The 25,056-nt window shown below is 65.8% G+C and carries 28 protein-coding genes; 9 read left to right on the forward strand and 19 right to left on the reverse strand.

All coding sequences use genetic code 11. The annotated features are described in order from the left end of the window. The first annotated feature begins 167 nt into the window (after window positions 1-167). The gene (locus tag PCE31106_RS01600) at window positions 168-623 is read left to right on the forward strand and encodes a MarR family winged helix-turn-helix transcriptional regulator (protein ID WP_017235705.1); all 456 of its coding nucleotides are present in this window, start codon (window positions 168-170) and stop codon (window positions 621-623) included. A gap of 193 nt (window positions 624-816) precedes the next feature. On the opposite strand, the gene PCE31106_RS01605 is transcribed toward PCE31106_RS01600, so the two are convergent. Both PCE31106_RS01605 and PCE31106_RS01610 read right to left on the reverse strand, forming a co-directional pair. Further along, a complete protein-coding gene (locus PCE31106_RS01605) occupies window positions 817-2,535 on the reverse strand; it encodes an acid phosphatase (protein WP_150562169.1) in 1,719 nt (572 codons plus the stop codon). Between the two features lie 238 nt (window positions 2,536-2,773). Beyond that, entirely contained in the window at window positions 2,774-3,703 is a 930-nt protein-coding gene (locus PCE31106_RS01610; RefSeq protein ID WP_150562170.1) for a LysR family transcriptional regulator, read from the reverse strand. 125 nt (window positions 3,704-3,828) lie between these two features. On the opposite strand from PCE31106_RS01610, the gene PCE31106_RS01615 reads away from it, so the two are divergent. Both PCE31106_RS01615 and PCE31106_RS01620 read left to right on the forward strand, forming a co-directional pair. After that, window positions 3,829-4,545, forward strand: coding sequence for a DsbA family protein (locus tag PCE31106_RS01615; protein ID WP_150562171.1), 717 nt, complete (start codon window positions 3,829-3,831; stop codon window positions 4,543-4,545). A 49-nt stretch (window positions 4,546-4,594) separates the two neighbouring features. Then, complete coding sequence (locus PCE31106_RS01620; protein WP_150562172.1) at window positions 4,595-5,215, forward strand: NAD(P)-dependent oxidoreductase; 621 nt, start codon at window positions 4,595-4,597, stop codon at window positions 5,213-5,215. Between the two features lie 39 nt (window positions 5,216-5,254). Here PCE31106_RS01620 and alkB read toward each other — a convergent pair whose 3' ends face one another. From alkB to PCE31106_RS23925, 5 genes are all read right to left on the reverse strand, one after another. Further along, window positions 5,255-5,914, reverse strand: coding sequence for a DNA oxidative demethylase AlkB (gene alkB / locus PCE31106_RS01625; RefSeq protein ID WP_150562173.1), 660 nt, complete (start codon window positions 5,912-5,914; stop codon window positions 5,255-5,257). Continuing rightward, window positions 5,911-6,642, reverse strand: coding sequence for a 2OG-Fe(II) oxygenase (locus tag PCE31106_RS01630; protein WP_150562174.1), 732 nt, complete (start codon window positions 6,640-6,642; stop codon window positions 5,911-5,913). The genes alkB and PCE31106_RS01630 overlap by 4 nt, the downstream gene beginning before the upstream one ends. Beyond that, on the reverse strand, window positions 6,639-7,844 hold the full coding sequence (gene ada / locus PCE31106_RS01635) for a bifunctional DNA-binding transcriptional regulator/O6-methylguanine-DNA methyltransferase Ada (RefSeq protein WP_254440880.1): 1,206 nt from the start codon (window positions 7,842-7,844) through the stop codon (window positions 6,639-6,641). Before ada ends, PCE31106_RS01630 begins: the two co-directional genes overlap by 4 nt. Window positions 7,845-7,932: 88 nt before the next feature. After that, the gene (locus tag PCE31106_RS01640) at window positions 7,933-8,922 is read right to left on the reverse strand and encodes a CopD family protein (protein ID WP_150562175.1); all 990 of its coding nucleotides are present in this window, start codon (window positions 8,920-8,922) and stop codon (window positions 7,933-7,935) included. Further along, window positions 8,922-9,332, reverse strand: a complete 411-nt coding sequence (locus tag PCE31106_RS23925; protein ID WP_174974915.1) for a copper resistance protein CopC — start codon at window positions 9,330-9,332, stop codon at window positions 8,922-8,924. The genes PCE31106_RS01640 and PCE31106_RS23925 overlap by 1 nt, the downstream gene beginning before the upstream one ends. A 432-nt stretch (window positions 9,333-9,764) precedes the next feature. Here PCE31106_RS23925 and PCE31106_RS01650 point away from each other — a divergent pair, with 432 nt between their 5' ends. Continuing rightward, window positions 9,765-11,015 (forward strand): GTP-binding protein, encoded by a 1,251-nt coding sequence (locus PCE31106_RS01650; RefSeq protein WP_150562177.1) that lies wholly within the window; start codon window positions 9,765-9,767, stop codon window positions 11,013-11,015. Window positions 11,016-11,132: 117 nt separating this feature from the next. Here PCE31106_RS01650 and PCE31106_RS01655 read toward each other — a convergent pair whose 3' ends face one another. The 10 genes from PCE31106_RS01655 to PCE31106_RS01700 all read right to left on the reverse strand — a co-directional run bounded on the left by PCE31106_RS01655 (window position 11,133) and on the right by PCE31106_RS01700 (window position 18,658). Further along, window positions 11,133-12,011, reverse strand: a complete 879-nt coding sequence (locus PCE31106_RS01655; RefSeq protein ID WP_254440881.1) for a F0F1 ATP synthase subunit gamma — start codon at window positions 12,009-12,011, stop codon at window positions 11,133-11,135. 7 nt (window positions 12,012-12,018) lie between these two features. Then, complete coding sequence (locus PCE31106_RS01660) at window positions 12,019-13,596, reverse strand: F0F1 ATP synthase subunit alpha (protein ID WP_437343780.1); 1,578 nt, start codon at window positions 13,594-13,596, stop codon at window positions 12,019-12,021. Then, window positions 13,559-14,305, reverse strand: a complete 747-nt coding sequence (locus PCE31106_RS01665) for a F0F1 ATP synthase subunit B family protein (protein WP_150562178.1) — start codon at window positions 14,303-14,305, stop codon at window positions 13,559-13,561. The genes PCE31106_RS01660 and PCE31106_RS01665 overlap by 38 nt, the downstream gene beginning before the upstream one ends. Window positions 14,306-14,313: 8 nt before the next feature. Next, the gene (locus PCE31106_RS01670) at window positions 14,314-14,559 is read right to left on the reverse strand and encodes a F0F1 ATP synthase subunit C (protein WP_150562179.1); all 246 of its coding nucleotides are present in this window, start codon (window positions 14,557-14,559) and stop codon (window positions 14,314-14,316) included. Beyond that, entirely contained in the window at window positions 14,556-15,254 is a 699-nt protein-coding gene (locus PCE31106_RS01675; RefSeq protein WP_150562180.1) for a F0F1 ATP synthase subunit A, read from the reverse strand. Before PCE31106_RS01675 ends, PCE31106_RS01670 begins: the two co-directional genes overlap by 4 nt. Next, on the reverse strand, window positions 15,251-15,544 hold the full coding sequence (locus PCE31106_RS01680; protein WP_150562181.1) for an ATP synthase subunit I: 294 nt from the start codon (window positions 15,542-15,544) through the stop codon (window positions 15,251-15,253). Before PCE31106_RS01680 ends, PCE31106_RS01675 begins: the two co-directional genes overlap by 4 nt. Further along, window positions 15,537-15,860 carry an AtpZ/AtpI family protein gene (locus tag PCE31106_RS01685; protein ID WP_017233257.1) on the reverse strand — a complete coding sequence of 108 codons (324 nt, stop codon included), beginning with the start codon at window positions 15,858-15,860 and terminating at the stop codon, window positions 15,537-15,539. The genes PCE31106_RS01680 and PCE31106_RS01685 overlap by 8 nt, the downstream gene beginning before the upstream one ends. Next, complete coding sequence (locus PCE31106_RS01690; protein WP_017233256.1) at window positions 15,857-16,288, reverse strand: F0F1 ATP synthase subunit epsilon; 432 nt, start codon at window positions 16,286-16,288, stop codon at window positions 15,857-15,859. Before PCE31106_RS01690 ends, PCE31106_RS01685 begins: the two co-directional genes overlap by 4 nt. A gap of 14 nt (window positions 16,289-16,302) precedes the next feature. Further along, window positions 16,303-17,715, reverse strand: coding sequence for a F0F1 ATP synthase subunit beta (atpD, locus tag PCE31106_RS01695; protein ID WP_083902258.1), 1,413 nt, complete (start codon window positions 17,713-17,715; stop codon window positions 16,303-16,305). 223 nt (window positions 17,716-17,938) lie between these two features. Continuing rightward, window positions 17,939-18,658, reverse strand: a complete 720-nt coding sequence (locus PCE31106_RS01700) for a pirin family protein (protein WP_150562182.1) — start codon at window positions 18,656-18,658, stop codon at window positions 17,939-17,941. Window positions 18,659-19,034: 376 nt separating this feature from the next. Here PCE31106_RS01700 and PCE31106_RS01705 point away from each other — a divergent pair, with 376 nt between their 5' ends. Both PCE31106_RS01705 and PCE31106_RS01710 read left to right on the forward strand, forming a co-directional pair. Further along, window positions 19,035-19,904, forward strand: a complete 870-nt coding sequence (locus PCE31106_RS01705; RefSeq protein WP_017233253.1) for a PhzF family phenazine biosynthesis protein — start codon at window positions 19,035-19,037, stop codon at window positions 19,902-19,904. Window positions 19,905-19,927: 23 nt separating this feature from the next. Continuing rightward, complete coding sequence (locus PCE31106_RS01710) at window positions 19,928-20,509, forward strand: IMPACT family protein (RefSeq protein WP_150562183.1); 582 nt, start codon at window positions 19,928-19,930, stop codon at window positions 20,507-20,509. A 76-nt stretch (window positions 20,510-20,585) separates the two neighbouring features. Here the strand turns inward: PCE31106_RS01710 and PCE31106_RS01715 are convergent, their stop codons facing one another. After that, the gene (locus PCE31106_RS01715; RefSeq protein WP_017233251.1) at window positions 20,586-20,990 is read right to left on the reverse strand and encodes a hypothetical protein; all 405 of its coding nucleotides are present in this window, start codon (window positions 20,988-20,990) and stop codon (window positions 20,586-20,588) included. A 168-nt stretch (window positions 20,991-21,158) separates the two neighbouring features. Then, window positions 21,159-21,620 carry a hypothetical protein gene (locus PCE31106_RS01720; protein WP_150562184.1) on the reverse strand — a complete coding sequence of 154 codons (462 nt, stop codon included), beginning with the start codon at window positions 21,618-21,620 and terminating at the stop codon, window positions 21,159-21,161. Between the two features lie 661 nt (window positions 21,621-22,281). Here PCE31106_RS01720 and PCE31106_RS01725 point away from each other — a divergent pair. From PCE31106_RS01725 to PCE31106_RS01735, 3 genes are all read left to right on the forward strand, one after another. Further along, on the forward strand, window positions 22,282-22,791 hold the full coding sequence (locus PCE31106_RS01725) for a hypothetical protein (protein WP_150562185.1): 510 nt from the start codon (window positions 22,282-22,284) through the stop codon (window positions 22,789-22,791). 288 nt (window positions 22,792-23,079) lie between these two features. Then, a complete protein-coding gene (locus tag PCE31106_RS01730) occupies window positions 23,080-23,349 on the forward strand; it encodes a hypothetical protein (RefSeq protein WP_150562186.1) in 270 nt (89 codons plus the stop codon). Window positions 23,350-23,814: 465 nt separating this feature from the next. Further along, on the forward strand, window positions 23,815-24,855 hold the full coding sequence (locus PCE31106_RS01735; protein ID WP_150562187.1) for a porin: 1,041 nt from the start codon (window positions 23,815-23,817) through the stop codon (window positions 24,853-24,855). Window positions 24,856-25,056 lie beyond the last annotated feature (201 nt).

Genomic DNA, 25,056 nt, shown 5'->3' on the forward strand with positions numbered 1-25,056 from the left:
CGGCACGTACGCAGCGAGTCTCGTGTCAGCGGGGAGACGACGCAAGCGCAGCGCGCGAATGGCAAAAACGCCAACGAGCATATAGTTGCTAACACAACCATTCTAGTGTGCTAAGGTTGCGCTCGCAACAAAATATCGACCGTTTTCGACTAGGGAAAAACACTGAGATGCGGCCTGTCCACCCATCGCTCGACCAGTTCTTGACGTACAAGATGCACCGCCTGATGAAGCAGCACGACAAACGTATCGCGCAGTCGTATGCCGACGCGGCGCAATTGAGTCTGGCCGAGTCGCGCGTGTTGGCGGCGGTGGGCACGGCGGGGGCGTTGTCGAACTCGGAGCTGGCGCGTCGCGCGAATCTCGACAAGAGTCAGGCGAGCCGGGGGGCAGACGGGCTGGTATCGCGCGGACTGGTGCGTCGTGCGCCGGACGAACACGACGGCCGAGCGGTCAAGGTCACGCTCACGCCGGAGGGCGAGCGCGTATGGCGCGTGGTGATCGATGCGGCGCGCGCCCACTACGACCGATTGTTCGACACGCTGACTGACGACGAGATGCGCGTGTACGAGCAACTGCTCGACAAACTGCTGCTGCGCTCGGACGAACTCGACGGGCAAGGCTGATCGGTCTCACCCGGGGGCATGCGCCGCGTGCCACTTACGCGGTGCCACGGAAACGGAAAGCGCACCCGCGTGAAACAGCGCCCCAAAGATCGGAGTGCGGACACGCAGATGCCCTTTTGCTCAGTTGTGCCACGCGCACGTCGACGTCATCAACGCCTTCGCTTTGCACACGTGACGCGGGCCTTCACCTTCCTCAAGCGAACGACAGCGTCTTCGTCAGATCGCCCGGCGGCATGGCCCCGCGCGCCGCGAAGGCGGCGTTGCGATGGGCGATGCCTTCGAGCGTCGGCAGATCGTACAGGCGCGTGATAAAGCGCAGGATCGACGTGGTGTCGTAGAAGGTGTGATCGACATTGCCGCGTTTGGCGAACGGCGAGACCACTAGCGCCGGAACGCGTGAGCCCGGTCCCCAGCGGTCGCCCTGCGGCGGCGCGACGTGATCCCACCAGCCGCCATTCTCGTCGTACGTAATCACGACCATCATGTTTTGCCACTGCGGCGACTTCATCAGATGGGCCAGCACGTTCGCCACGTGTTGGTCGCCGGACTCCACATCCGAATACCCCGCGTGTTGGTTCAGGTTGCCCTGCGGCTTGTAGAACGTGACGGCGGGCAGCTTGCCGGCGATGGCGTCGGCGATGAATTTGTTCGCGATCGGGCTGTCGCCTTCACCACCATCGCGCAGATGCATCTCGCGTGCGGCCGTGCCGGGCGCGTACTGGGCGAAGTAGTTGAACGGTTGATGGTGATACTGGAAGTTCGGTTTGTCCGCACCGCCCTTGTGATCGAGCGCCGACTGCCACGCGCCCGCGTACCACGCCCACGACACGCCCTTCGTCGAGAGCACATCGCCAATGGTGGGGAACGTTTGCGGGGGCAGCGTGGCGGGGTTCGACGGATCGGCCAGACGCTTGTCGCCGGAGGCCGCGGGCTTGATCGGCGACGGCTGATACGCCGGCATCATCGTATTCACCGCAAAGTTGTCGGGCGTGATGGCACCGTCGCGCACGAACTTCGGCGGACCGTCAGCCGCCGACGCGGGCGACGCCGGCGACACCGCCAGACGTACACCTTGCGGCCCGTCGGCCAGCACGGCGATCTTGTCCTTGGCCGGACTTTGCGCGGCGTTCGGATACACCGGCGGGCGTCCAGAGATCAGGAACTGGTGGTTCAGGAACGAACCGCCGAAAGCCGCCATGAAGAAGTTGTCGCACATTGTGTACTGCTGCGCGATCTTGTACATGTCGAGCGTCTTGGCCGTCTCGCCGTAGTAACCCATCGTCAGACCGCCCGAGTTGGCCCATGCGGCGAACTGGTTGTTTGTGCCGCCGTTGATCTGCATCTGGTTCTGCCAGAACAGGTGCCATAGATCGCGCGTGATGACCGACGTCGGCAGCAACTGGCCTTCGGCGTCCTTGAGCATGAATGGCGCGTTCGGCTGCCGCGCGATGTCCTTCTCGGCGATGTGATACTTCTTTCCGCCGATCGTCTGAGCGCGCGGCACGAGACCCTCGAAGATCGGCGGCAGCAGCGGCATTGGCGTTTTGCCGTCGCGGTCGAGTTGGGTGCAGACCGACGCCGGCACTTTCGCGAGCGGCTTTTCCAACCCGGGGAAATCGGCGAACAGATTGTTGAAGCTGCGGTTCTCGAGATAGATCACGACCACCGTCTTGATGTTGGCCTTGAGCTGGGCGTCGAACGTGCCGCCCGCGGCGACGGCCGTGGGTGCGCCGGCACTGCCTTCGGCGGCGCAGCCGGTCAGTGCCGTCGTGGCGCCCGCCGCGCTGGCCGCACCGATGGCGGCCAGGCCTTGAAGCAGACGGCGGCGCGACGGATCGGCCGGGTTGTCGTCGTGCGCTGGGGCGGCGTCGAGCGCGGGATCGTGAGGTTGGGGCTTGGCGTCGTGCGTCATGATGTCCTTGATGGGCGAGTCGGGCAGAGGCGTTCGGCGAGGCAGGCGTGCACACCCGCGTCCGGTCGGCAACGGCTGACGAGCGGGAGCCGCGTCGTCGGCCTGCCGGGGCAGGCTGGGCAGACGACGTTTTTACGCGGGGAGTGTGACAATTCGGTGACGCCGTCGCGATGTCGCGACAGACAAAACGCGGTGGGGTGGCGCACGCGACGCAATCGACTTGCGTGGCTCTGGTGGCTCACGCGGCGGGCGTCTCCGGCGGCACGGCGTAGCCCGTGTCCTCGAACAGCTCGGTGCGGAACTGTTCGACCAGATCGTCGAGCAGGGCGCGCAATGCGCTGGGCATCTGTTTGCGCGACATGTAGACGCCGTAGACGGTCATCTCGCGTGGCACGTAATTGGGCAGCAGCGCACGCAAGGTGCCATCGCGCAGATGCGGTAACGCCGAATACACCGGTTGCATCGAGATGCCCGCGCCCGCGAGCGTAGCGGCGAAGACTACATTGACTTCATTGGCCGATAGATTGCCGCCGACGGGCACGCCCAGCGGTGTGCCGTTGTGCGTGAATTGCCAGAGGCTTTTGCCGAAGTACGTGTAGGTCAGGCAGTTGTGCAGGGCGAGGTCTTCGGCGCGCTCCGGCGCGCCATGGCGCCGGAGATATGACGGTGCCGCGCAGACCACCGAATGGCACGTGGCGAGACGACGGGCAATCAGTCCGGGCGACGGCTCGGACGTTACGCGAATCGCCAGGTCGATGCGCTCGTCCACCAGGTCGACGGTGCGGTCCGCCACCACGAGATCGATGGCGACACCGGGATACCGCAGGATGAACCGCGTGACCGCCGCCGCCAGGAATGCCTGAGCGAGCGACGTGCTGCAAGCCACTCGCAACAGGCCGCGCGGCGCACTGTCGGCGTGCGAGGCACACGCCAGATCGTCGGCGATACCCAGCATCTCGCGACAACGCGGCAACGCGTCGCTCCCGGCGTCGGTGAGGCTGACCGCACGGGTCGTCCGATGCAGCAGCCGCGTGCCGAGCCACGCCTCGAGTTCGGCCAGATAGCGCGAGACCATCGCCCGCGACATATCCAACCGCTGCGCGGCCGCCGTCAGCGAACCGCGTTCGGCCACTTCGGTAAAGACCCGCATTGCCGTCAGACGATCCATGATTTGCTCGATCGATGCAACAAAGTGATCGCCATTATGGGCTTTTTTTGCGCGACTGACGCGACTACGATGGCAAACATGAGAGGCGTCGAAGGGCGGCGTCGCAAGACACAGGACAGATCGAGATGACCCAGGCAACTCTGCATTACATCGCCGACCCGCTGTGCGGATGGTGCTACGCGGCGGCGCCGCTCGTGCGCGCTGCGCGCGACGTGGTCGGCCTCGATGTCGTGTTTCACGGTGGCGGCATGATGGCCGGGCCGAACGCGCAACCGGTTACGCCGCAGCTGCGCGATTACGTCATGCCGCATGACCGTCGCATTGCGGCGTTGACCGGCCAGCCGTTCGGCGACGCCTATTTCGACGGTCTGCTGCGCGATGGCACCGCCGTGTTCGACTCCGCGCCGCCCACGGCCGCCGCGCTGGCGGCCGAAGCGTTGGCCGGCCGCGGGCTCGACATGTTCGCGGCGCTGCAGCGCGCGCATTATGTCGATGGCAAACGTATTGCCGATCGCCATGTGCTCATCGATGTCGCGGCGAATCTCGGTCTCGACCGGGGGGCCTTCGCGCAAGCGCTCGATGCACAGGCGGCCGACGCCCTCATGCGGCACTTCCGCGATAGCCGCGCGTGGCTTGCCCGCGTCGGCGGCAGCGGCTTCCCGACGTTCGCGCTGGCGATCGGCGGTCACATCGAGCGCCTCGAAGTGGGACATTATCTGGGGCAGCCCGACGTGTGGCGCGACGCGTTGCGCGAGCGTCTGTTGTCTGCGCAGGCGGCGTCTTCCCCGGACGGCGACGCCAGCACTTTGCCCCAGTGCGGCCCCGACGGCTGCGCGCTCTGAGCGTCTGCCACCTATCCCGAATTCACTCGTCACTCCCAGGAGAATCCCGATGAAAGTCGCCTTGATTGGTATTACCGGCCGCGTGGGTACGCGCGTTGCCGCCGAACTGCTGCAACGCAATCACACTGTGACGGGGATCGCCCGCAATCCAGAACGCGTCGAAGCCGAGCAGGGACTCACCGTCGCCAAGGGCGACGCCGCTGACCCGACGTTGCTCGCGCCGCTGCTCGCCGGACACGATGCCGTGATCAGCGCGGGTCGCTTCGCATCCATGGACGCGGCCAAGCTGATCGACGCCGTCAAGCGGGCCGGGGTGCCGCGTCTGCTCGTGGTGGGCGGTGCGGGCAGTCTGGACGTCGCGCCGGGCAAGGCGCTGATCGATACGCCAGAATTCCCGGAGGCATACAAGCCGGAAGCCAGCGCAGGCCGCGCGTTCCTGCAAGTGCTGCGCGCCGAGCCGAAGGCGTCACCGCTGAACTGGACGTTCCTGTCGCCGTCGGCATTGTTCGAGCCGGGCGAGCGCACGGGCCAGTTCCGTCTCGGTGGCGACGGTCTGCTCGTCGATGCGAACGGCAAGAGCTGGATCTCGATGGAAGACTATGCCATCGCCCTGGTCGACGAACTCGAGCGCAACGCGCATCCGCGCGCGCGCTTTACCGTCGGCTACTGAGCGTGAGACGACGGCGGTGCGTGTCGATCGTTGGCGCGATCAGCATGCCTGCCGGAACGTGAGGTTATAACGCACGGCTTGCGCGTCGAAACTGCCTTCGACGCCCGCAATGCCGTGATAGACGAGTCGCGACGGCCCACCCCAGACGACCACGTCGCCCGGGGCCAGACGAATGCGGCGGGTGCGATCGCCACGGTGCACTCCGCCCCACAGAAACGTCGCGGGAAGTCCAAGCGACACCGACACGATGGGCGCGCCCAGATCGCGCTCATCGTGATCCTGATGCAACGTGAGCCGCGCATCCAGCGAGTAACGATTGACGAGACAAGCGTCTGGCGCGAAGTCGCGATACCCCGCAGCGCCGGCGGCGCGGCGCGCGAGCGCGACAAACGATGCCGGCATCGATGGCCACGGTTGTTGCGAGAGCGGATCGTGCGTGCCGTAGCGGTATCCCTGTCGGTCGCTGATCCATCCCACGTCCCCGCAATTCGTCATGGCGACTGACATGCGCTTGCCGCCCGGCGTCAGCCAGTGACGCAGCGGCGCTTGCGCGATCACCGCGTCGATATCGACCTGCAAGGCCGTCAGTTGTGACTGTGCGAACCCTCGCAACACGAATGCTCCCGGACCGAGTGCGTCGAATGGCGGCGTGCCGTGGTCGGTGTCGTCGTGCGCTGAGCCGAAAAGGTCGAGTGTCATGTGGCGTCGTGCAGGATCACGCCGAGCGTGTGTCGATGGCCGCTGCGCACCCGGCTCACCCCGTGTCGCAGGTTGACGCGATACACCCCGCGCGTGCCGTTTACCGGACGGTGATGCACGGCGAACACGACCGCATCGCCGCGCGTGAGCGGCACCACCTCGGCGCGCGACTGCATGCGCGGGCGCTGTTCGGTGACGACGAACTCGCCGCCCGTGAAATCCTCGCCGGGCTGAGACAGGAGAATGGCCACCTGCAACGGGAAGACGTGTTCTCCGTAGAGGTCTTGATGCAGGCAATTGTAGTCGCCGGCCGCATAGCGCAGCAGCAATGGCGTGGGGCGGCGCTGACCTGCGCGGTGACATTGCGCGAGATAGTCGCGGTGTGTGGGCGGATATTGCGTGTCGATGCCCATCGCCGCGTGCCAGCGGTGCGCGATATCGCGTAACGGCGCGTAGAACGCTTCACGCAACGCGGCGACCTGCGGCGGCAGCGGGTAAGCGAAGTACTGATATTCGCCCTGCCCGAACCCGTGACGCGCCATCACGATACGGCTGCGGAAACGCGGCGACGTGGGCGCAGTGCTCAGTGGCGCGCCGGTCTCGCCGTACATCGCGCAAAGCGTGGCACACTCGCTCGCGTTCAGCAGTTGTGGAATGCGCGCCGCACCGTAGCCATTGAGTTCGTCTTCGAGGGCGGCCCAATCGAGCGACAGCACGCGCGCGCTCACTGCGTCACCTGGGTCGTCGCGTCGGCACTTTCCTCGCCTTCATGGGCGAGCAAGGCGCGTTTGCGCTCGACGCCCCAGCGATAGCCCGACAGCGCGCCGTCTTGGCGCACGATGCGGTGGCACGGAATCACGACGGCCAACGGGTTCGATGCGCATGCCTGTGCTACCGCACGCACCGCACGAGAGGCCCCAATGCGCTCGGCGATCTGCGTGTAGCTGGCGGTCGCACCGGCAGGCACGTCGCGCAGCGCTTGCCACACGCGTTGCTGGAACGCCGTGCCGCGCACATCGAGCGGCAACGACAGACCGACGCGCGGCGACTCCACGAACCCCACCACCTGGGCCACCCATCGCTCGAACTCGGCGTCGGCCCCGACCAGTTCCGCATGCGGAAAGCGGTCTTGCAACGCCTTCACCAGCGTATCGGGGTCGTCGCCCAACGACACGGCACAGAGTCCGCGCGGCGTGGCGGCGACCAGCAATGCGCCGAGCGAGCACTGCGCCACGGCGAAGCGGATCGATTCGGCCTTGCCGCCCGCGCGGTACGCCGCGGGCTTCATGCCGAGCAGGGTGTCGGCACTCGCGTAGAAGCGGCCGTTGGAATTGAAGCCTGCGTCGTAGTACGCCGACGTGACGCTCTCGGCGGCGGACAGTATGTCGCGCACACGCTCGGCGCGACGCGCGCTGGCATAAGCGCGTGGGGTCACGCCCGTGACTGCGCGAAACAGTCGGTGGAAATAGTGCGGGCTCAGGCCGGCCTCGGCCGCGAGCGCGTCCAGTCGCAGTGGCACCTCGGCCGCCTCGATCTGCCGGCAAGCGGCGCTCACCAGTGCGGCGTGACGGGCCTGGCGCGCGCCAGACGCGCCAAGCGCCGGCTGGCAACGCTTGCAGGCACGAAAGCCCGCGCGCTCGGCTGCGGCGCTATCGGCATGGAACGTCACGTTTTCGCGCCGCGCGAGCCGCGCGCCACACGAGGGGCGGCAATACACGCCGGTCGTACGCACGGCATAGAAGAATTGGCCATCCGCCTGTTTGTCGCGCGCCGCGACCGCGGCCCACTTGGCGTCGTCGGTCGCGTAGCGCGATTTGGCCGAAAGCTGGCTCGCCGGGACAGTCGGCGTCCGGGTCTGCGAACGACTCGGGCTGCCGGTCGGGGCGCCGGGCTGAAGGGGACGTTTGGCGGTCATTGGATAGGTGGGCATCGCAGGGGGCTCCGGACGACTGAGGACTTGCCTTCAGTGTAGGGAACGGGTCGCGATGCCGCGCTCCGTTTCTTGCTGTCGAATTCGGTCAGCCGCCCGGCGGCATCGTCGTGCCAAGCTTGGCCGCAAGGCTCATCACCATCACGAGCACGAGCGCCTCGATGGCGACCACGCGCGCGAAGGCCGTCGTATCCAGCGGCGTCTCGCCCGTGTCCAGCGCAAGACGCGGCAAGAAATGCCAACGGTTCCACGCACCCAGCAATGCGGCAAAGCCGACGAGCACGAGCTTCGTGACGAGCCAGGCGAAGTACGGCGCGTTCTGGGGGGCGAACCACAGCGAGGGCGTCTCACCGAGGGTGCGCCATGCGTTGAACGCCCCCGTCACCAGCGCGACGACCATGGCCAGCGCGGCGACCGAGGAAAGCCGTTCGCCATACGCTGCCCGCGCGCCCACTGGCCAATGACGCCAGCCCGGGATCGCGCATCCGGCCACGAGCAGCGCGCCGGTCCATGAGGCCGCGGCGGCGACATGCAGCGTGTGAATGCCAACGGCGAGCCACGGCACGGCCGCATCGGCCGCGTGCCCCGTCCCGGCGCGGGCGAGCGCCAGCGTCACGGCGCCGGCGGCGTAGACCATGCGCGCATAGCGCTCCTGACGATGCTCGCGACGATGATGCCGGTCGCGAGGATCGTCGGCGATCGGCAGCGCCGCGCGCAGGCGGCGTCGCGCGTCGTACCAGGCCCAGACGCCCGCGCACAGCAGTGCGACGCCGAGCGCGGCGATCCATTGCATCCGGCCGAAGTGGGTTTGGGTGAGCACCACCCATACGTCGCCCATCATGGCGGCCGTGCTTTCCCAATCGCCGCCTGTCATCGCATCGGTGCTGGCGAACACGTAGGCGATCCACGCGAGTATGGCGAGGCCCGCCGCAAAGGCCGGCAGCACGCGCAGGGTGAGACCGCGCCGCACTGCGTGCGGACTGCGCAGCAGCAGCACGCCGAGGGCCAGTGCCAGCGCGAGGTTTAGCAGCCCCGCGGTGGCAGGCTGCCAGGTGCCGGCGGCCAGATCGGCCGACATCACTTCACGGAGAACTTGATGTTGCCCTGCGTGCGATGGCCGTCACTCGCGACGGCGACCCAATTCGCTTGATAGCGACCGGCGGCAAGCGCGGGAAGCGACAACGTGAGCGTTTTGCGCGAGGCGTCGAGTTCGGCCTTGGCCTGCGTGACCGGCCTGCCCTGGGCGTCGACGACGCCAAGTTTCGAGAGCGCGCCTTCGAGCGTCGAGTCGAACGTTACGCGCACGGCCTTCGGCGCCGCGACACTCGCCTGCGCGGCCGGATCGCTCGAGACGACGTGCGCATGGGCCCATGCCCCCTGCGCGAACCCGGTCAAGCCGACCACGGTCGCCAGTGTGAGTCCGTGCGTCGCGCGACGCAGGAAGCCGGTGGCACGAGGAGCATGGGAAGCTTTCTTGGAAATGCGCATATCGAGTGGGCTAACGAGTTGGGTAATGATTTGAATATGCCGCGAAGACATTAGGGGGCGGTGTTCGCAGGCGAGCGGTAGGCCGAACGCGCTCGCACACGCCGCCGAGGCGCTCGCGTTGTCCTGCGCGCAGACGCGCTCAACGCCGCTCGCGCAGTATCGCAGACCTTGCAGACCGACGCAGCCATCTGCGGGTTCCCAGGGGGCCGCGTCTCGCGCGGCAATGTGTCGTGACGATGCCATCGACGCATGTTCGTTATTTGCAACTGAGTTGCAAAATTCCCTCGGTCTCAGTATCATCGCGCCATATTGCAACTTGGTTGCATTAATCGAGCCGCAAATCGTGCGGCGTTGGGGACGGGCGAACGTGACGCGGGCTGTGTGCGCCATGCGCGCCGTGCCGAACCCACAAGATCACAGGACTTTGCTGCCATGACGCTTCCTTCCGGGGCATTCGGCGACGCCGACCGTCGCCTGCCCGTCACCGTGCTGTCCGGCTTTCTCGGCGCCGGCAAGACCACGCTACTCAACCATGTGCTGCGCAATCGCGACGGCCTGCGTGTGGCGGTGCTCGTCAACGACATGAGCGAGGTGAACATCGATGCGTCGTTCGTGGAGCGCGGTGCGGCCAAGGCGGGCGCGGCGCTCTCGCGCACGCAGGAGCGTCTCGTCGAGATGAGCAACGGCTGCATCTGTTGTACGTTGCGCGAGGATTTGCTCATCGCGGTGCGCGATCTGGCGCAGGAGGGGCGCTTCGATTACCTGCTCATCGAGTCGACGGGTATTGCCGAGCCGATGCCGGTGGCCGCGACGTTTGAATTTCGCGATGAGGCGGGCAAATCGCTCGCCGACATCGCCCGTCTCGACACGATGGTAACGGTCGTCGACGCCCTCCATGTGCTGGAAGACTTCCACAGTGTCGACACGCTCTCGCAGCGCGGCGAGGTGGCCGGTGAGGAGGATGAGCGACGTCTGGCCGAACTGCTGACCGAGCAGATCGAGTTTGCGGATGTGGTGGTCGTGAGCAAGGGGGATCGCGTGGACGCGGCGCGGCTCGACGCCGTCAAGGCGCTGATCGCCGGTCTCAATCCGTCGGCCCGCATCGTGCTGGGCGAGCACGGACAGGTACCGCTCGCCGACGTACTGGGCACGGGACTTTTCGATCCCGAGCGGGCAGAGCGAATGGCCGGCTGGGCGCAGGCGCTCGAAGGCGAGCCTGTGTCAGAGGCCGACACCTACGGGGTGACGAGCTTTGTGCTGCGTCGTCGTGCGCCGTTGCATCCGGCGCGCTTTGCATCGTTCATGTCGCAGCCATTCGACGGTCTGATCCGTGCGAAGGGCTATGTCTGGGCCGCAAGTCACCCGGCGTGGGCGCTCGCGTACTCGCGCGCGGGCAATACGGCGACGCTGGAGCCGATGGGGCAGTGGTGGGCGGCCGTGGATCAGGCCGTATGGCCGCCCGAGGGCGATCCGCAGCGCGCCGCCATCGAGACGAATTGGGAGGCGCCCTGGGGTGACCGCATCAACGAAGTGGTGTTCATCGGACGCGGCATGGATCGTGATGCTATTGAAAAGGCGTTCGATGCGTGCTGTCTGAGCGTGGTGGAACGCTCGCTCGGCGATGGCGCCTGGCGCGAGGACGCGCACGCGCTGCCGCTGTCCATCGAGGACGGGGACGCGTGAACCGGTGAGCCGGGCACCGACGCGCGGTTGGGCGCTCCTGGTGTTCACGAATGGAGTGCTTGCCGAGATCGCCGAGTTGCTGGATTGGCACCGAATCCAGCGTGTCCCCATCCCGCGCTATCGACGCTGCATGGGGGGCGATGGTTGCGCATAGGCCCTGGCCGCCGACAACTCGGCGATTTCAGTGGTAATCGCGTCTTGCCGGACGATACGAGACTCGCGCGTGAGCGCCGAAAGCTGGTCCCTCACGTGATGACTCGCCGAGAGCATCGCCGCCAGGCGCGCTGCATTTTCCGACGCGAACGATTGCATCAGGCCTTCGCATAGCTCGAGGTACACATAGCGTTCGGTGAGCCCAGTCAGCAATACGTCGAGTGGAAGATTGACGAGCGGCGGCTGCCTGTGCGATGACAGTCGGAATCGCGCGAACTCGAACGGCACGAGCTGGCGAGTCACGATGCGTTCGTCGAGGGCAGGGCCGGGCGTCGCATGGACGAGCCAAAGCGCCGACGATGCATGATGGCGAAAACGCGAAAACACCGCATCGGCGATCTGTCCGGCCACCCGCATCGCGTCGTCCGCATGCGACGCCATCGGCACAGACAGCGCGTACGGCAATGCACGCTCTCGAGCCAGCATCGCGCCTCGCGTACCAACCACGAAGAGGTCGGCTGGCGCGTTCCCCTTCAGGCACTCGACCTTCGCGAGCAGATGCTCATTGAAGCCGCCAACGAAACCCTGCTCTGTGCACACGACGATCAGAATGCGGGTGCCGGTTTCCGCCGTTCCGGGATCGGTCGCGTCGTCTGAAGGCACGGCCGCCAGCACCCTGCCGATGGCATCGCCGACGATGGCTGCGCTCGAGCGAATACCGGCAAGCCGAGCCTGCGCCTCACGCTCGCGCGCTGCCGCAATGCCACGCATCGCACCAATCACCGCTTCGAGTTGCGTCGCTGACGCGGCGCGGCTCTCAATTTCACTGAGCTTGCTGGTCATCGCGATATCACCGCCCGGTACTCCCATTGACGTGCTCATGCACGGCCCGTTCGACAAGCGTGCGGATCCGCTCGACCTGATGCTTGCGCTGTGCGTCGTCGAGCGCGGACAACGGCCACGCCTCAGCGGCCGCATCGCGAGCCGCCTCGTCCGCGCGCTTCAGTTTGTCGCGAACCCAGGCGGTGACGTCGCGCGAGATGCCGTCGAAGACACCCTCATCCAGGGCCGCGAGCAACGCAATCTGATCGGCCACGCGCAATGCGCTGAAGCGCGGTTGTGTGATCAGCGCACGGATCCGCCTGCCCCGCTCGATTTTCGCGTTGACGCGCGCGTCAGCAAGACCGCCGAAATGGCTGAACATTTCGAGTTCGAGAAACTGCGCGTAGTCGAGCCGCAAACGACCCGCGACATCGCGCAGTGCCGCGCGCTGCGCCTTGCCACCGACGCGGCTCACGCTCAATCCGACATCCACTGCGGGCCGTTGATTCGCGGCGAAAAGCGCAGCGTCAAGCACGATTTGTCCATCCGTGATCGAAATCAGGTTCGTCGGGATATACGCCGACAGATTGCCAGCGTGCGTCTCGGCGATCGGCAGCGCGGTCAGCGAGCCGCCGCCGAGCGCTGCCGACAACCTGGCCGCGCGTTCGAGCAGGCGCGCGTGCAGGTAGAAAATATCGCCGGGATACGCCTCGCGCCCGGGCGGCTCGCGCGTGAGCAACGCAAGCTCGCGATGCGTTGCCGCGTGCTTTGTCAAATCGTCGATCACGATCAACGCGTCCTGGCCGCGATCGCGAAAGAACTCGGCAATCGAAAAGCCCGCAAACGGCGCGATCCATTGCAGCCCGGGCGGCGTTGCCGCAGATGCCACGACGAAAATACAGCGCTCGGGCGCGCCGTGCTCGCGCACGGCATCGATGGCGCGCTGCACCGCCGTGGAGCGTTGCCCGACCGCGACATACACGCAAATTACGTCGCTATGCTTCTGATTGACGATTGCATCGATGGCAAGGGAGGTCTTGCCAGTTGCGCGGTCTCCGATGATCAGCTCACGTTGGCCGCGTCCGATGGCAAAGAGCGCATCGACGACCAGTACACCTGTCTCGAGCGGCTCATGCACGACGTCGCGCTCGATGATTGCGGGCGCCGGGCGTTCCACGGGCAGGCGCGCTTCGCATTTGGGCGGCTCGCCTGCGTCCAGCGGTCTGCCAAGCGGATCGACGACGCGTCCGAGCAGCGCATCGCCAACGGGTACGTCAAGCACGCGTCCGGTACGAACGACATGCATCCCGGCCCGCACTGGCGTGTCGCCGTCGAGTAGCACAATGCTGGCGGTGGTGTCGTCGAGCGAATGAATGAATCCGCGTGCGCCGCACTCGATCTCGACAACCTCGTCAAGCGCCGCGTCGGGCAGGCCCGAGAGAAACGCAATGCCGTCGGCGATCAGCTCGATGCGCCCGATGCTGGCCGCACTCGGTTCGGGAGTGAGGCGCTCGAGCGCGGCACGCTGGCGGGCGAGCCACCCGTCGGCCGCCGGGTCGTCGTTGACATCAGCGTTGGCGGCCGTCATCGCGAAGCAACCCGTCATGAATCTGTGCCAACCGATCTCGCCAACTATTGCGGACTACGCCGTGCGTGCCCGACAACTCAAGTCCTGCGATCAGCGCTCGATCGACCTCGGTAGTGAATTCGACGCGGCGCCCTAGCGCGGTGGCGAGCGCTGCGGCGCACGCCGCACGTTCATCCATCGTCAATGCGCGCGGCGCTATGAGCCGCAGTGACGCGTCCTCGGCCATTTCTGCGCGCGCGGCCGGCGACAGCAGGTGAACGCCATTCGCCAGTCCGGCGATGAACGCCGTCACGCGCATGCCATCGGGCAGTTGATCAAGCAACTTCGCGGCAATGTCGACGGCGAGCTGCAGCTTTTCCGACGCCGCCGCGTCGGCCTGCGACGCCCGCTCGCGCGCGATTTCCGCCGCAGCCTGGGCGCGAAGCCGAGACGCGTCTTCCTGCGCCGCGGCGAGCAGCGCCGCGCGCTGCGCTTGCGCTTCGCTCTCGACGTGCGCGAGCGTCTGTGCTCGCTGTGCGGCAAGTTGCTCGCGTTCGGCCTGCGCTGCATCGCGCTCGGCCTGCGCCGCGAGCTTTGCGGCCGTCGCGTCGCTCATCAATGCATTGGCACTGGCCTGACGCTCGGCCATGATCTTCGCGACCGGACGGAACAAAAAGCGCGCGAGCAGCCACACCAGAATGAGCGCGTTGATCGTTTGCAGTGCCAGCGTCGACCAGTCGAGTTTCATCGCGCGCTCTATTTCACGAATGGGTTCGCAAACAACAGCAGCAAGGCGACGACAAGGCAATAAATCGCCATGGTCTCGATCATGGCAAGCCCGACGAACAGTGTGCGCGATAACGTGCCCGCCGCATCAGGCTGGCGGGCGATGGCATCCATTGCGGCTGCGACCGCACGGCCCTCGGCAAGCGCAGGACCGATCGCGCCGAACGACACGGCCAGTGCCGCCGCGGCGATGCTGAAGATTTCAATGAGGCTCATGTCTGTCCTTTAGGCTTGTCGTGAACGGAAACGCCTGACTTGCCGACGGCCGCGCCGATGAAGACCATCGCGAGCACCGCGAAAATGTAAGCCTGAACCGCGCCGGTCAGCAGGTCGAGCGCCATGAGCGGAATGGGCACGAGCAGCCCGGCGAGCGACAGCACGATGCCGACCACGAAAACGCCGCTCATCACGTTGCCAAACAGGCGAACCACGAGCGAGAACGTTCGGGTGACTTGCTCGACGACGTTCAACGGAATCATCACCCACGCCGGTTCGGCGAAGGTGGCAAGGTAGCCGCGAATGCCACGCGTGCGCACGCCGGACACGAGCGTCGCGGCAAGCACGAGCAGCGCGAGCGCGGCGTCGGTTTCCAGATGCGCGGTCGGCGGTTCAACCCCCGGAATGAGCGACGACCAGTTTGCGATCAAGACGAACAGGAACAAGGTGCCGATGAGCGAACGGTACAGCGCGGGGTCGGTCTGCATCGTCGCGCGAATCTCAGTGTCGAGCGTGCCGACCAGCAGTTCGAGCGCGGTTTGCACGCGCGACGGCATGACGGACAGCTTGCGGGTCAGCAGCAGCGAGGCGCCCGCCATCGCGGCCATGATCGCCCACGTCACCACCACGGGCGCCGTGACGATCAGAGGGCCCGCTCGTAGCAGCGGCTCCGCGATGAATGGCGCGTGAATCACGGTGCCACCCCCCGGCTTCGCAGCGCGACGCCACGCGCCCAGAGAAAGCCGCCGGTCCCGCCTAACAGGGCGAGCGCTCCCATTCTCGACAGCCCTACGAACACCGCGCCGGTGAGTGCGAGGCGCGCCAACTGTATCCCCAGCGCATGCGTCACGCGGCCTCGCGCGAAGCCCTCCACGGCCCAGTGCAGCGACGTGAAATGCAGCGCGCCAGCCAGCCGCCCCACCGCGACCCCGGCGGTCGCGAGCATGATGGTGTTGCCCCACGGCCATAGGTTCAGGTCAATCATGATCTCTCCTCTGCTGCCGATGCATCCAGCGCCATGCGGACCATAGGCCGATGGCCGCGCCGATCATCACCAGAGGTGCCGCAAAAAGTACCCGCGTGCCGGCAATGCGGTCCAGCCAATGCCCGAGCGCAAGGCAGAGCAGTATCGGTAGAACGATCGTCCAGCCGAGAATCCCAATCTGTCCGAGCCGCACGCCAAGCGACGGCTCCGGGTTTGCGCGCGCGATCTGCTCGTGGCTCGCAGCGCGCTTCGCCGCTTGCGCGACGCGATCGCCGTCTTTCCCCTCGGTGTCTCCCGTAGGTGGCCAGGATGTCATTGCGCGGCTCCCTGCTTGGGCGGAGGCCGGAGATAGCGCAGCATCTGACGTACTGCCTGCGCATGCAGCCGTGTCTGCTCGACGCGCGCGCGCCGCATCGCGTCGAGTTGCGCGGCGCGCGCGCGGCGCACTTCCGCTTCGAGCTGATCGAGCGAAGTCCCCGAAATGGCTTCACGGCACGCAAGCGAAACGTCGGTGCCGCCCGACACGACCAGCACACCGCCGTCGATCGCGCAGTAATGCTCGCTGCCATCTTCCCCACGCCAGCGCACGACGGAGGCACTCAACAGCGTGACAAGATCCGCGTGTCCGGCGTGGACGCCAAAGGCCCCACTGTCGTCCTCGGCACGTATGGACGAGACCGCCAGTCGGTCGACGACGATTTGCGATGGCGTGGTGATCGTCAGCGTGAAGCAACGCGCTGTCATGGCGAGGCCTCCTCTCACGTAGCGCCGGCCGTCGCCGTTTTGCTGCGCGCTTCCTTCGCGCGTGCCTCGTCCAGCGTTCCGACCATATATAAGGAACTCTCCTGCCAGTCGTCACACTCGCCCGCCAGAATCGCCTTGCTGCCGGCGATCGTGTCCGCGAGCGCGACCGATCGGCCGGGCTGGCCCGAGAAGGCTTCGGTGACCGTGAACGGCTGCGTAAGAAATCGTTGCAATCGGCGCGCGCGTTGCACGGCACGACGATCGTCGATGCCGAGTTCCTCGATGCCGAGCAACGCGACGACGTCCTGCAGTTCGCGCTGATGTTCGATCACACGCCGAACCTCGTTGGCGACCGCCGCGTGCGTCTCACCCACGACGAGCGGATCGAGCAGGATCGACGACGACGCGATCGGATCGATCGCGGGGTACATGCCCTCGGCGGCGAGCGAGCGCGACAAGACGATCATGCTGTCGACGTGCGATGCGAGCGTCGTCACGGCAGGGTCGGTGAAGTCGTCGGCGGGGACGTAGACCGCTTCAATCGCCGTGACCGCCGCATTGCCCACCGACACAATCCGCTCCTGTAAGGCCGCAACTTCGCTCGCGAGGGTCGGCTGATAGCCGACTCTCGAAGGCATGCGTCCGAGCAGCCCCGAGACCTCGGCGCCCGCCTGCACGAAGCGAAAGATGTTGTCCATCAGCAGCAGTACGTTCTGGCCGCGATCGTCACGAAAATACTCGGCGATCGTGACCGCGGTGAGCGGCACACGCCAGCGGGCACCTGGCGGCTCGTTCATCTGCCCATAGACGAGGACCGCGCGCGGCAACACGCCGGAGCCGCGCATGTCCGCCAGCATTTCGTGCCCTTCGCGCGAGCGCTCTCCGACGCCGGCGAACACGGACATTCCGCCATACTGCGCGGCCATCACGTGAATCAGTTCCATCACGAGCACGGTCTTGCCGACGCCGGCGCCCCCGAACATGGCCGCCTTGCCGCCATGCGCGAGCGGGGCCAGCAAATCGACGATCTTGATTCCCGTCTCGAACAGGCGCGTCGTGCCGCGCTGTGATGACAGGGGCGGCGGCGCGCGATGGATGGGTCGGCGCTCGATGGCTTCGGACAAAGGCTCACCACCGTCGCGCGTCGTGCCGGCGACGTCGAGCAACCTGCCCAGCACGGCGTCTCCTACGGGCACGTCGATGGGCTTTCCGGTGGCCCGCACCGCCGCGCCACGCGCGAGACCTGCGCTCGCGTGCAACGCAAGCGCGCGTATCGTGCGCTCGCCGGTGTGTGACTGGACTTCCGCGAGGATCGGCGAGCCGCCTCGCAGGGTGATCCATAGCGCACTATCGACCGCGGGGAGGTCGCTCGTCTCGAACGCAACGTCGACGACCGCACCACGCACCGCGCACACTCGTCCACACATCTGCGCCGTTGTTGGGCGCGTGGTCGTGTCCTGGCTGGCGGTACTGGCGAGAATCGACACGGCGCGTTCCCCAAGATCGGATCTGGAATCTCTTCACAATAGTGGCACGCCGAAGAAGGGGGCTGATCCTGATCAAACGTTGCGGGCATCGTTGCCCACCTTGAACGCGCGACGCACCGCAAGGCGAGAAAGCCGCCGTACGGTGCGTCTGCGCTGCCGCGCGTTAGAAGTCAGGCGTTTCCACCGGGCGCAGGTCGAACACGAGCACTTCCGCGTCGTTGCCGTGCGAGAGCGTGAGGGCGGTTTCGTTGCGCACGCGGACTCCATCGCCTTCCGCCAGCGCCACGCCGTTCAAGCTCACGCCACCGCGTGCAACATGCACATAGGCGTAGCGGTTCGGCGCAAGCGCGAGCGTGGCTGACTCGTCGCCGTCGAACAGACCGGCGTACACACGCGCATCCTGATGGATGTGCAGCGAGTTGTCGCTGCCATCCGGCGAGATGATCAGGCGCAGTCGGCCGCGCTTTTCTTCCGGCGTGAAGCGTTGTTGCTGATACTCGGGCGCAATGCCTGTCTGATTCGGCACGATCCAGATCTGCAGGAAGTGCACCGGCGAGGTGGGCGAGTGGTTGAACTCGCTGTGTGCCACGCCGCGTCCCGCGCTCATCAACTGCACGTCGCCCGGCTCGATCACCGACCCCGTGCCCATGGTGTCCTTGTGTTCGAGGGCGCCCTCGAGCACATACGAAAAGATCTCCATGTCGCGGTGCGGATGCTTGCCGAAGCCTTGCGCCGGGGCCACGCGGTCGTCGTTGATCACCAGCAGGTCGGAAAAGCCGACTTGCTTGGGATCGTAAAAATTCGCGAACGAGAACGTGTGGCGCGAGTTGAGCCAGCCATGGTTGGCAACGCCTCGGTCTGCAGCTTTTCTGATGTCCAGCATGATGGGCTCCTGTGTCTTCGTCGTTTCATTGAGAGGCTGGGTTGGCCTCGATGAATGTCATTTTATAGTCCTGACGATAAACCACAATCCGCTTGATTTGCGAATAATTGTCGCGTTATAGGTGACAATTGAGGCCGATGACAATCGCCGATCTTCCGGGTGCGAGGTGGACGATTCTTAATGCGTGGGGTTCAAACGACCGAAAGCGCGGGCGTTGGCGCGCGTGCCGGTGCGCGATGTGCGAGACTACGGGCCTTCTTTCCCAAAGCTGGCCGGCCAATGCGCGAGCAGGCACGGCAGGCTGTTATCGGACACTTGTGCGCGCATGGCTTGAGGGCCGTGCGGTCGTCCGACCCGCCCCCACTGGAGATTCGTCATGAGCCGCACCTATGCATTTCGTATCGTCAACGTTTTCGCCGAGACGACCTTCGGCGGCAATCCGCTGTGCGTTTTCGAAGACGCGCGCGGGCTGAGCGACGACGAGATGGGCGCGTTGGCGCGACAGTTCAATCTGTCCGAGACGACGTTCATTCTGCCCTCCGAGACGGCCGATGCGCACGTGCGAATTTTCACGCCCGGCTACGAGATGCGTTTTGCCGGGCATCCCACCCTGGGGACGGCGCACGTGCTGCGTGCCATGCGCGCCCTGGGTGACCGCGTGACGCTGCAATTCGCCGCCGGCCTGGTGCCGGTTCAGGCGAGCGGCGATCACTGGACGCTCACGGCCCCGTCGTCGGGCGAGCCGAAGATCAAGCCTGCGAGCGAGGCCGATGCCGACATCGCCGCGCTGGTGCGGCTGGGGCGCGACGATCTCGCACAGTCGCCCCAATGGGTCGACACCGGGGCCGATCAACTGCTGATTCCGCTGCGCGACGCCGACGCGGTCGCGCGGGCGCAACCCGACAGCGCGCGTCTGGAACGCTGGCCGCTCTCGAGTCTGGAGCGTAAAACGGGTTACGTGTTTTCCATCGACGAGGAGACGGGCGGCGAGTTGCAGGTCACGGCCCGCTATTTCTTCACGACGCAGGGCGGCGGTGTGAGCGAGGACCCGGGCACGGGATCCGCTTGCGCCAACCTTGGCGGCTGGCTGATCGGACAAGGGTATCCGCTGCCGGTGCGCGCGCGCGTGTCGCAGGGCGACGCCATTGAGCGACCGTGCCGGTTGACGCTCGAAGTCACGGCGGATCGTCGGATCCTGGTGGGCGGCAACGTCATCGAACTCGCGCGCGGCGAGGTGCGCCTGTAAGGCGCCCGGGGGACCACAGCCGTATGTATGCATTGGCAGCGCCGGTCGACACCGAGCTGGACATCAAAAAGAGCCGGTTCATTGGCATCGTCATGCCGGTAACGTCGCGCGAGGCGGCCATGCGCGAACTCGGCGCGCTGCGCGTGCGTTATCCCAACGCCACGCATTATTGCTGGGTGTTGTTGTGCGAGGGCGCGTCGGGTTTCGACGACGATGGCGAGCCGGGCGGCACGGCGGCCAAGCCCATGTACAACGTGCTCATGCACAAGGGCCTGACGAATGTGCTGGCGGTCGTCGTGCGCTATTACGGCGGTATCAAACTGGGCGCGGGCGGCCTGACCCGCGCCTACGGGCAGGCGGTGAGCGAAGCGCTCAAGCTCGCCACGCTCACGGCGGTCGAGCCGACGACCGAGCCGCGCTACCGCTGCACCTTTGCCCACGAAGCGACGCTGCGCCGGTTGGCGGAGCGTCATGGCGCCGAGGTGCTCGACGCCGCCTACGATGACGCCGTCACGCTGCGGTTACGCCTGAAGGTGCGTGACGTGGCGGCGTTCGAAGCCGACGCGACGCAAGCCCTCAGCGGCGGCCTCAAGCGCAGCGATTGAGGCGACGAGGCGGCCGGTCGTCGCGTGAGTCGGCGCGCCGTGGCAGGACAGGGGGCCGGGGCGGCGAGGCGCGGCGTCAATGCTCGAAGAGGTGGAAGGCCTCGAAGTGGTTCCGCCGTCGCGAGAGCGCCACGAGATTGACGATGCACACGAGCGCAACCAGCGCGAAGAGGGGCGCGGAGACTTCGATGGTGTCGCGCGCGAGCAGCGAGACGAGAGTCAACGCCACCATGATCGCCAGCATCGCACGATGCAGCCACGTCGCCAGCCGCAGATGCCGCTCGGATTGCGCCACGAGCACGACCAGCGAGACATAGAACGGGGCGGCGATCAGCGCCAGCACGCAAAGCGCGAGGAGCACGCCAAGCACGCTGGCGAGCAGTGCATGCCCGTCGGCGGCGCTCGATTGCACGCCGACGACCGTTGCCGCAGCGAGATAAAGCAGCATCAAACCATCCAGAACAATCGCGGTTCGGTTCATGACATCTCTCCGACGAAAAAGGTGCGGAGGTGAGATCGCCCCGCGCAAGGCGACGGGGTCCGGGTGCGGTTCAACAGTCAGAGGAAGGTGCCGGTACTTGGCGGCAGGCCAGACTAGCCACGCAATGCGATAGCGCCGTGACAGCTGCCCGCGGTTTGGAAGTCGTCGTCAGCGGGGTGGTTTCGGTGTGGCCAACGAACGTGGCGTGTCGTCCGGGCCGTGCGCGTTGCCGGCCATCGGTGGCGCCAGGCCCAGCCAGACGGCGGCCGCGTCAATGCCTACCGGGTCCACCGTGGCTTGTATGCGGTAGATCGACACGTTGCCACTTTCGTCGGCACAGAACAGGTCGCGCTCCAGGTCCGCCAGGATGTCGAGCCGTTGCTGACATCGGTAGAAGCCCAGTGGCGTGAGATCCTGCACCAGCGCGGCGAGCGTCTCGGGATAGAGATAGAGGCGGCGGGGCCAATGACCGTGCCGGGAGCGGAACGTGCCGAGGGCGCCGAGCACGTGGGCCAGCGTGCCGCCGTGACCGCGAACGCACTCCATCAGGCACGACGGGTCATGCGCCAGCGCAATGTCAGGGTCTGGCGTGCCGGGGCGAAGACGGCCGGGAAGGGTCGGGTGTCCCATGGTTCACCCCGCGTAACGCACGACCATGCGTGCGCGCGGCAAGCCAAGTATTGCCGATAACGTACAGGTATCCACAAACACTCCGTTGACTTCCCGAAGTTGCGTGCCCGGCGAATATTGGTCTAGTGATTTGATAGTTGCAGACGACTGCAACGGGCGAAATCCGCACTTTCGCCTAATCCGTCGGCATGAGGCGCCGACGATCCCGCGCCGGACGGCGGCAGGGAATAGGTGGCGCGCGACGACCCAATGAAAACCGGCGGACTGAGCCGCCGGTTGATGCCCCATCAGGGCGTCGCCAGCCGCGTGTACCGGCGCGGCATGGTATGGGCCAAGTAGACTTGGCACCGGAAGGCATTGCCGTCATGCACTGAACCGTTTCCAGTTCCCGGCCGCGCCCATGCAGTTTGACTGCCCCTTGAGTATAGGTCGCGCGCGGGTAAGCGAATCGACTTTTCGGATGAGGGGGGCGCCAAGGGCGAACCGTTCGGTAGGCGAGCGCCCGAATTGACACAGGATTTCCCTCATGCCCCCGGTTTCGTCCGCGCCGACTTTGGGGTCTAATGTCACCATTCACGACGTAATCGCAAGGCATGCGGCTTTCCGCATCGTCATCGCGCGATACGACGCCGGGCCCCAGTCGAACATTCCAACGATGGCAATGAATTCTCTACAACGATGGACCCTGCTTGCCTGCCTCTGTGCGGCGCAGTCGGCGATCGCCGCCGACCAGTGCGAGGGTATCCTCATGCTGGCCAAGAGCGCGCAGACCGGCTTTGACAACATCTCCGGCCCGCTTGCGGCCAAGAACGACCGCGGCGAAAGCTATCAGGCGACCTACTCGGTACCGGGCGGCGACTGCAAGGTATTCCGGGCAAAGGGTCTCGCACCGACTTACGAATGTGTCTGGGATTACCAGAAGATCACGCCGGCGGATCTGCGCCGCGAGGCGCAGGGATTTGCCACGCAGGTCTCGCGCTGCACCCGGGGCGTGACCACGCTGCGCACGACCACGACAAACGCTGCCGGTTTGCCCGCCGAATGGCAGAGCGCGAGCCGGAAGTATGCGCATCCGGTCAACTTCACCGTCACGGCACAGGACTTGATCACGTCGCGCGGCGAGCGCCTGCGAGAAATCTCGCTGTCCGTCGAAAAGCAGATCGAGAAGTAAGCGGTGCGTTACCGTTGCCGAGGTTGAACACCGCCTCGCCATCGGCGGCTGGGCGGCGCGCCCAGTCCCGCCGAACGGGGCTGGCGATGCGTCTGGCGCCACCGTGATGCTGCCGTTACAAACGGTTGCAGACCGCGCCACGCATTAACATCTTTTCGGTCGACGCTCATTCGACCGACCCGGTACAGTCATTCTTGAGGCGTATGGCGCACAGGCAACCCGCCGGTGCCGTCCGCGTCTCGTGCCAACCGGCCCCACCTTAGGGCCGGGTGCGATGGCTGAACCCAAATGAGTGCCCGACTTCGTTACTGTTTCCTGTTGCTGCTTGTGTGTGCCTATCCTGCCTGGGCAGGGGGTGGGCGCGGGCGCGACATGCTGGATTTGAACAAGGCATCGCTGCGGGAAGACATCAGCCGCTTCAGCGCCGATCGCGGTCGCGGTCAGGCGGCCTATCCGAACTGGGCGGCCCCGGCGGAGCCGCGTGCGCGCCAGTACTCGCCGCAAGGCGAGCCACGTGGGTCGCGCGGCGGTGGCGGTGGCGGCCGTCGCAGTCGCTGACGCTTGTTGCCGCGCGCGGTTCCCCGCCGACGTTGCTGTCCCCGTTTCCCGCTTTTCCCCCTCCCCTCCGATGTCCTCGGACGAACCAGGCGTTGCACATGTGCAACATCGGATGCGCTCGTCCATTCCCAGCAACGTCTGCCAATCACGCGTCCCACGCCTCCATTATTTCCCGACATCACGGCGGATGTAAGCAATCGCTAACTTGCTGATGTAAGGGACATATCGATTTCGTTATACCGAGACTAACTTTGGCGCGGATGGTCGGCTGAATTTTGTCTCCCCACCATTTCCCGGCCACTTCGTGTGGTGCGTTTTTTTCTCGAGGTTTCGGCCTATCTGCGCATGGCGAGCCTGTGCGAGAATCACGGCCGTTTATCAGGGAGGCGCTTCGCCAGCGGGCGCCGGCCGCTCCCGTGCACACCGGGAACGGGCACACAAAAGACATAAACCAAGGAGAAGTGAATGAAGCGGAGCATGGCCAAGGGCATTGGCGGGGCACTCGTGTTGGGCGCATGCATGAGCGCGCCGGCGTTCGCACAATCGAACGTCACGCTGTACGGTCAGGTCGACGCCTGGATGGGCGCAGTCAAGAACCCGGGAAGCGATCGCGCCTGGACGCAGGGCGGCGGCGGCATGTCGACGTCGTACTGGGGCATGAAGGGCAATGAAGATCTCGGTGGCGGCCTGAAGGCCGTGTTCGTGTTGGAAGACTTCTTCCGTCCGCAGAACGGTCAATACGGCCGCTTCCAGGGCGACTCGATGTTCTCGCGCAACGCGTACGTCGGTCTGTCGTCGGACACCGCCGGCACGGTCACGCTCGGCCGTCTCACCACCTCGTACTTCGTCTCGACGATCCTGTTCAACCCGTTCGTCGATTCGTACACCTTCAGTCCGATGGTGTTCCACACGTACATCGGCGTGGCCGGTCAGGGCATCGTGGGCGACTCCGGCTGGAACAACGCGGTGATGTACGCGACGCCGAACTTCAAGGGGCTGTCGGGCAGCGTCTCGTATGCGTTCGGCAACAAGGCCGGCGAGACGGGACAGAACAAGTGGAGCGCGTCGGCGTTGTACTTCAACGGTCCGTTTGCGGCAACCGTCGCTTATCAGCAGGTGAAGTTCGATTCGCAACCGGACGACCTCGCCGGCATGACGGGCTTCCGCAGCCAGCAGGCCGTGCAACTGGGGGCGACGTACGACCTGCAAGTGGTGAAGTTGTTCGGCCAATATCAGTACATCCGCAACAACATCACCGGCGGCGGTGTGTCGGAGAACGGCGGCCAGCTCGGCGTGTCGGTGCCGCTGGGCAACGGCAGCGTGCTCGCGTCGTATGCCTATACGAAGAGTTCGGGCGCGAGCAACGTCAACCGCAAGACGTGGGCGCTCGGTTATGACTACCCACTCTCGAAGCGCACGGATGTCTACGCCGCGTACATGAACGACAAGGTGAGCACGCTCTCGGGTGGCGATACCTTCGGCGGCGGCGTTCGCATGAAGTTCTGACGTCCCGGCGCACGCGAGCTGGATTCGTGTGCCGAAGGAAATCATCGAAGGGGGTAGACGCCGATCGGGCGCGTCTGCCCCCTTTGTTCGTTAAGGCGCTCGCGATGCCATTGTTCGCCGATGCCGACACTGACTCACCCGGCGCGTCACACGTTCGCGCCAGCTACGTTTCGCAGAGCGGTTTCATGTGTCACCGAATCC

The sequence above is a fragment of the Pandoraea cepalis genome (genome assembly GCF_902459665.1).
Lineage (GTDB): Bacteria > Pseudomonadota > Gammaproteobacteria > Burkholderiales > Burkholderiaceae > Pandoraea > Pandoraea cepalis.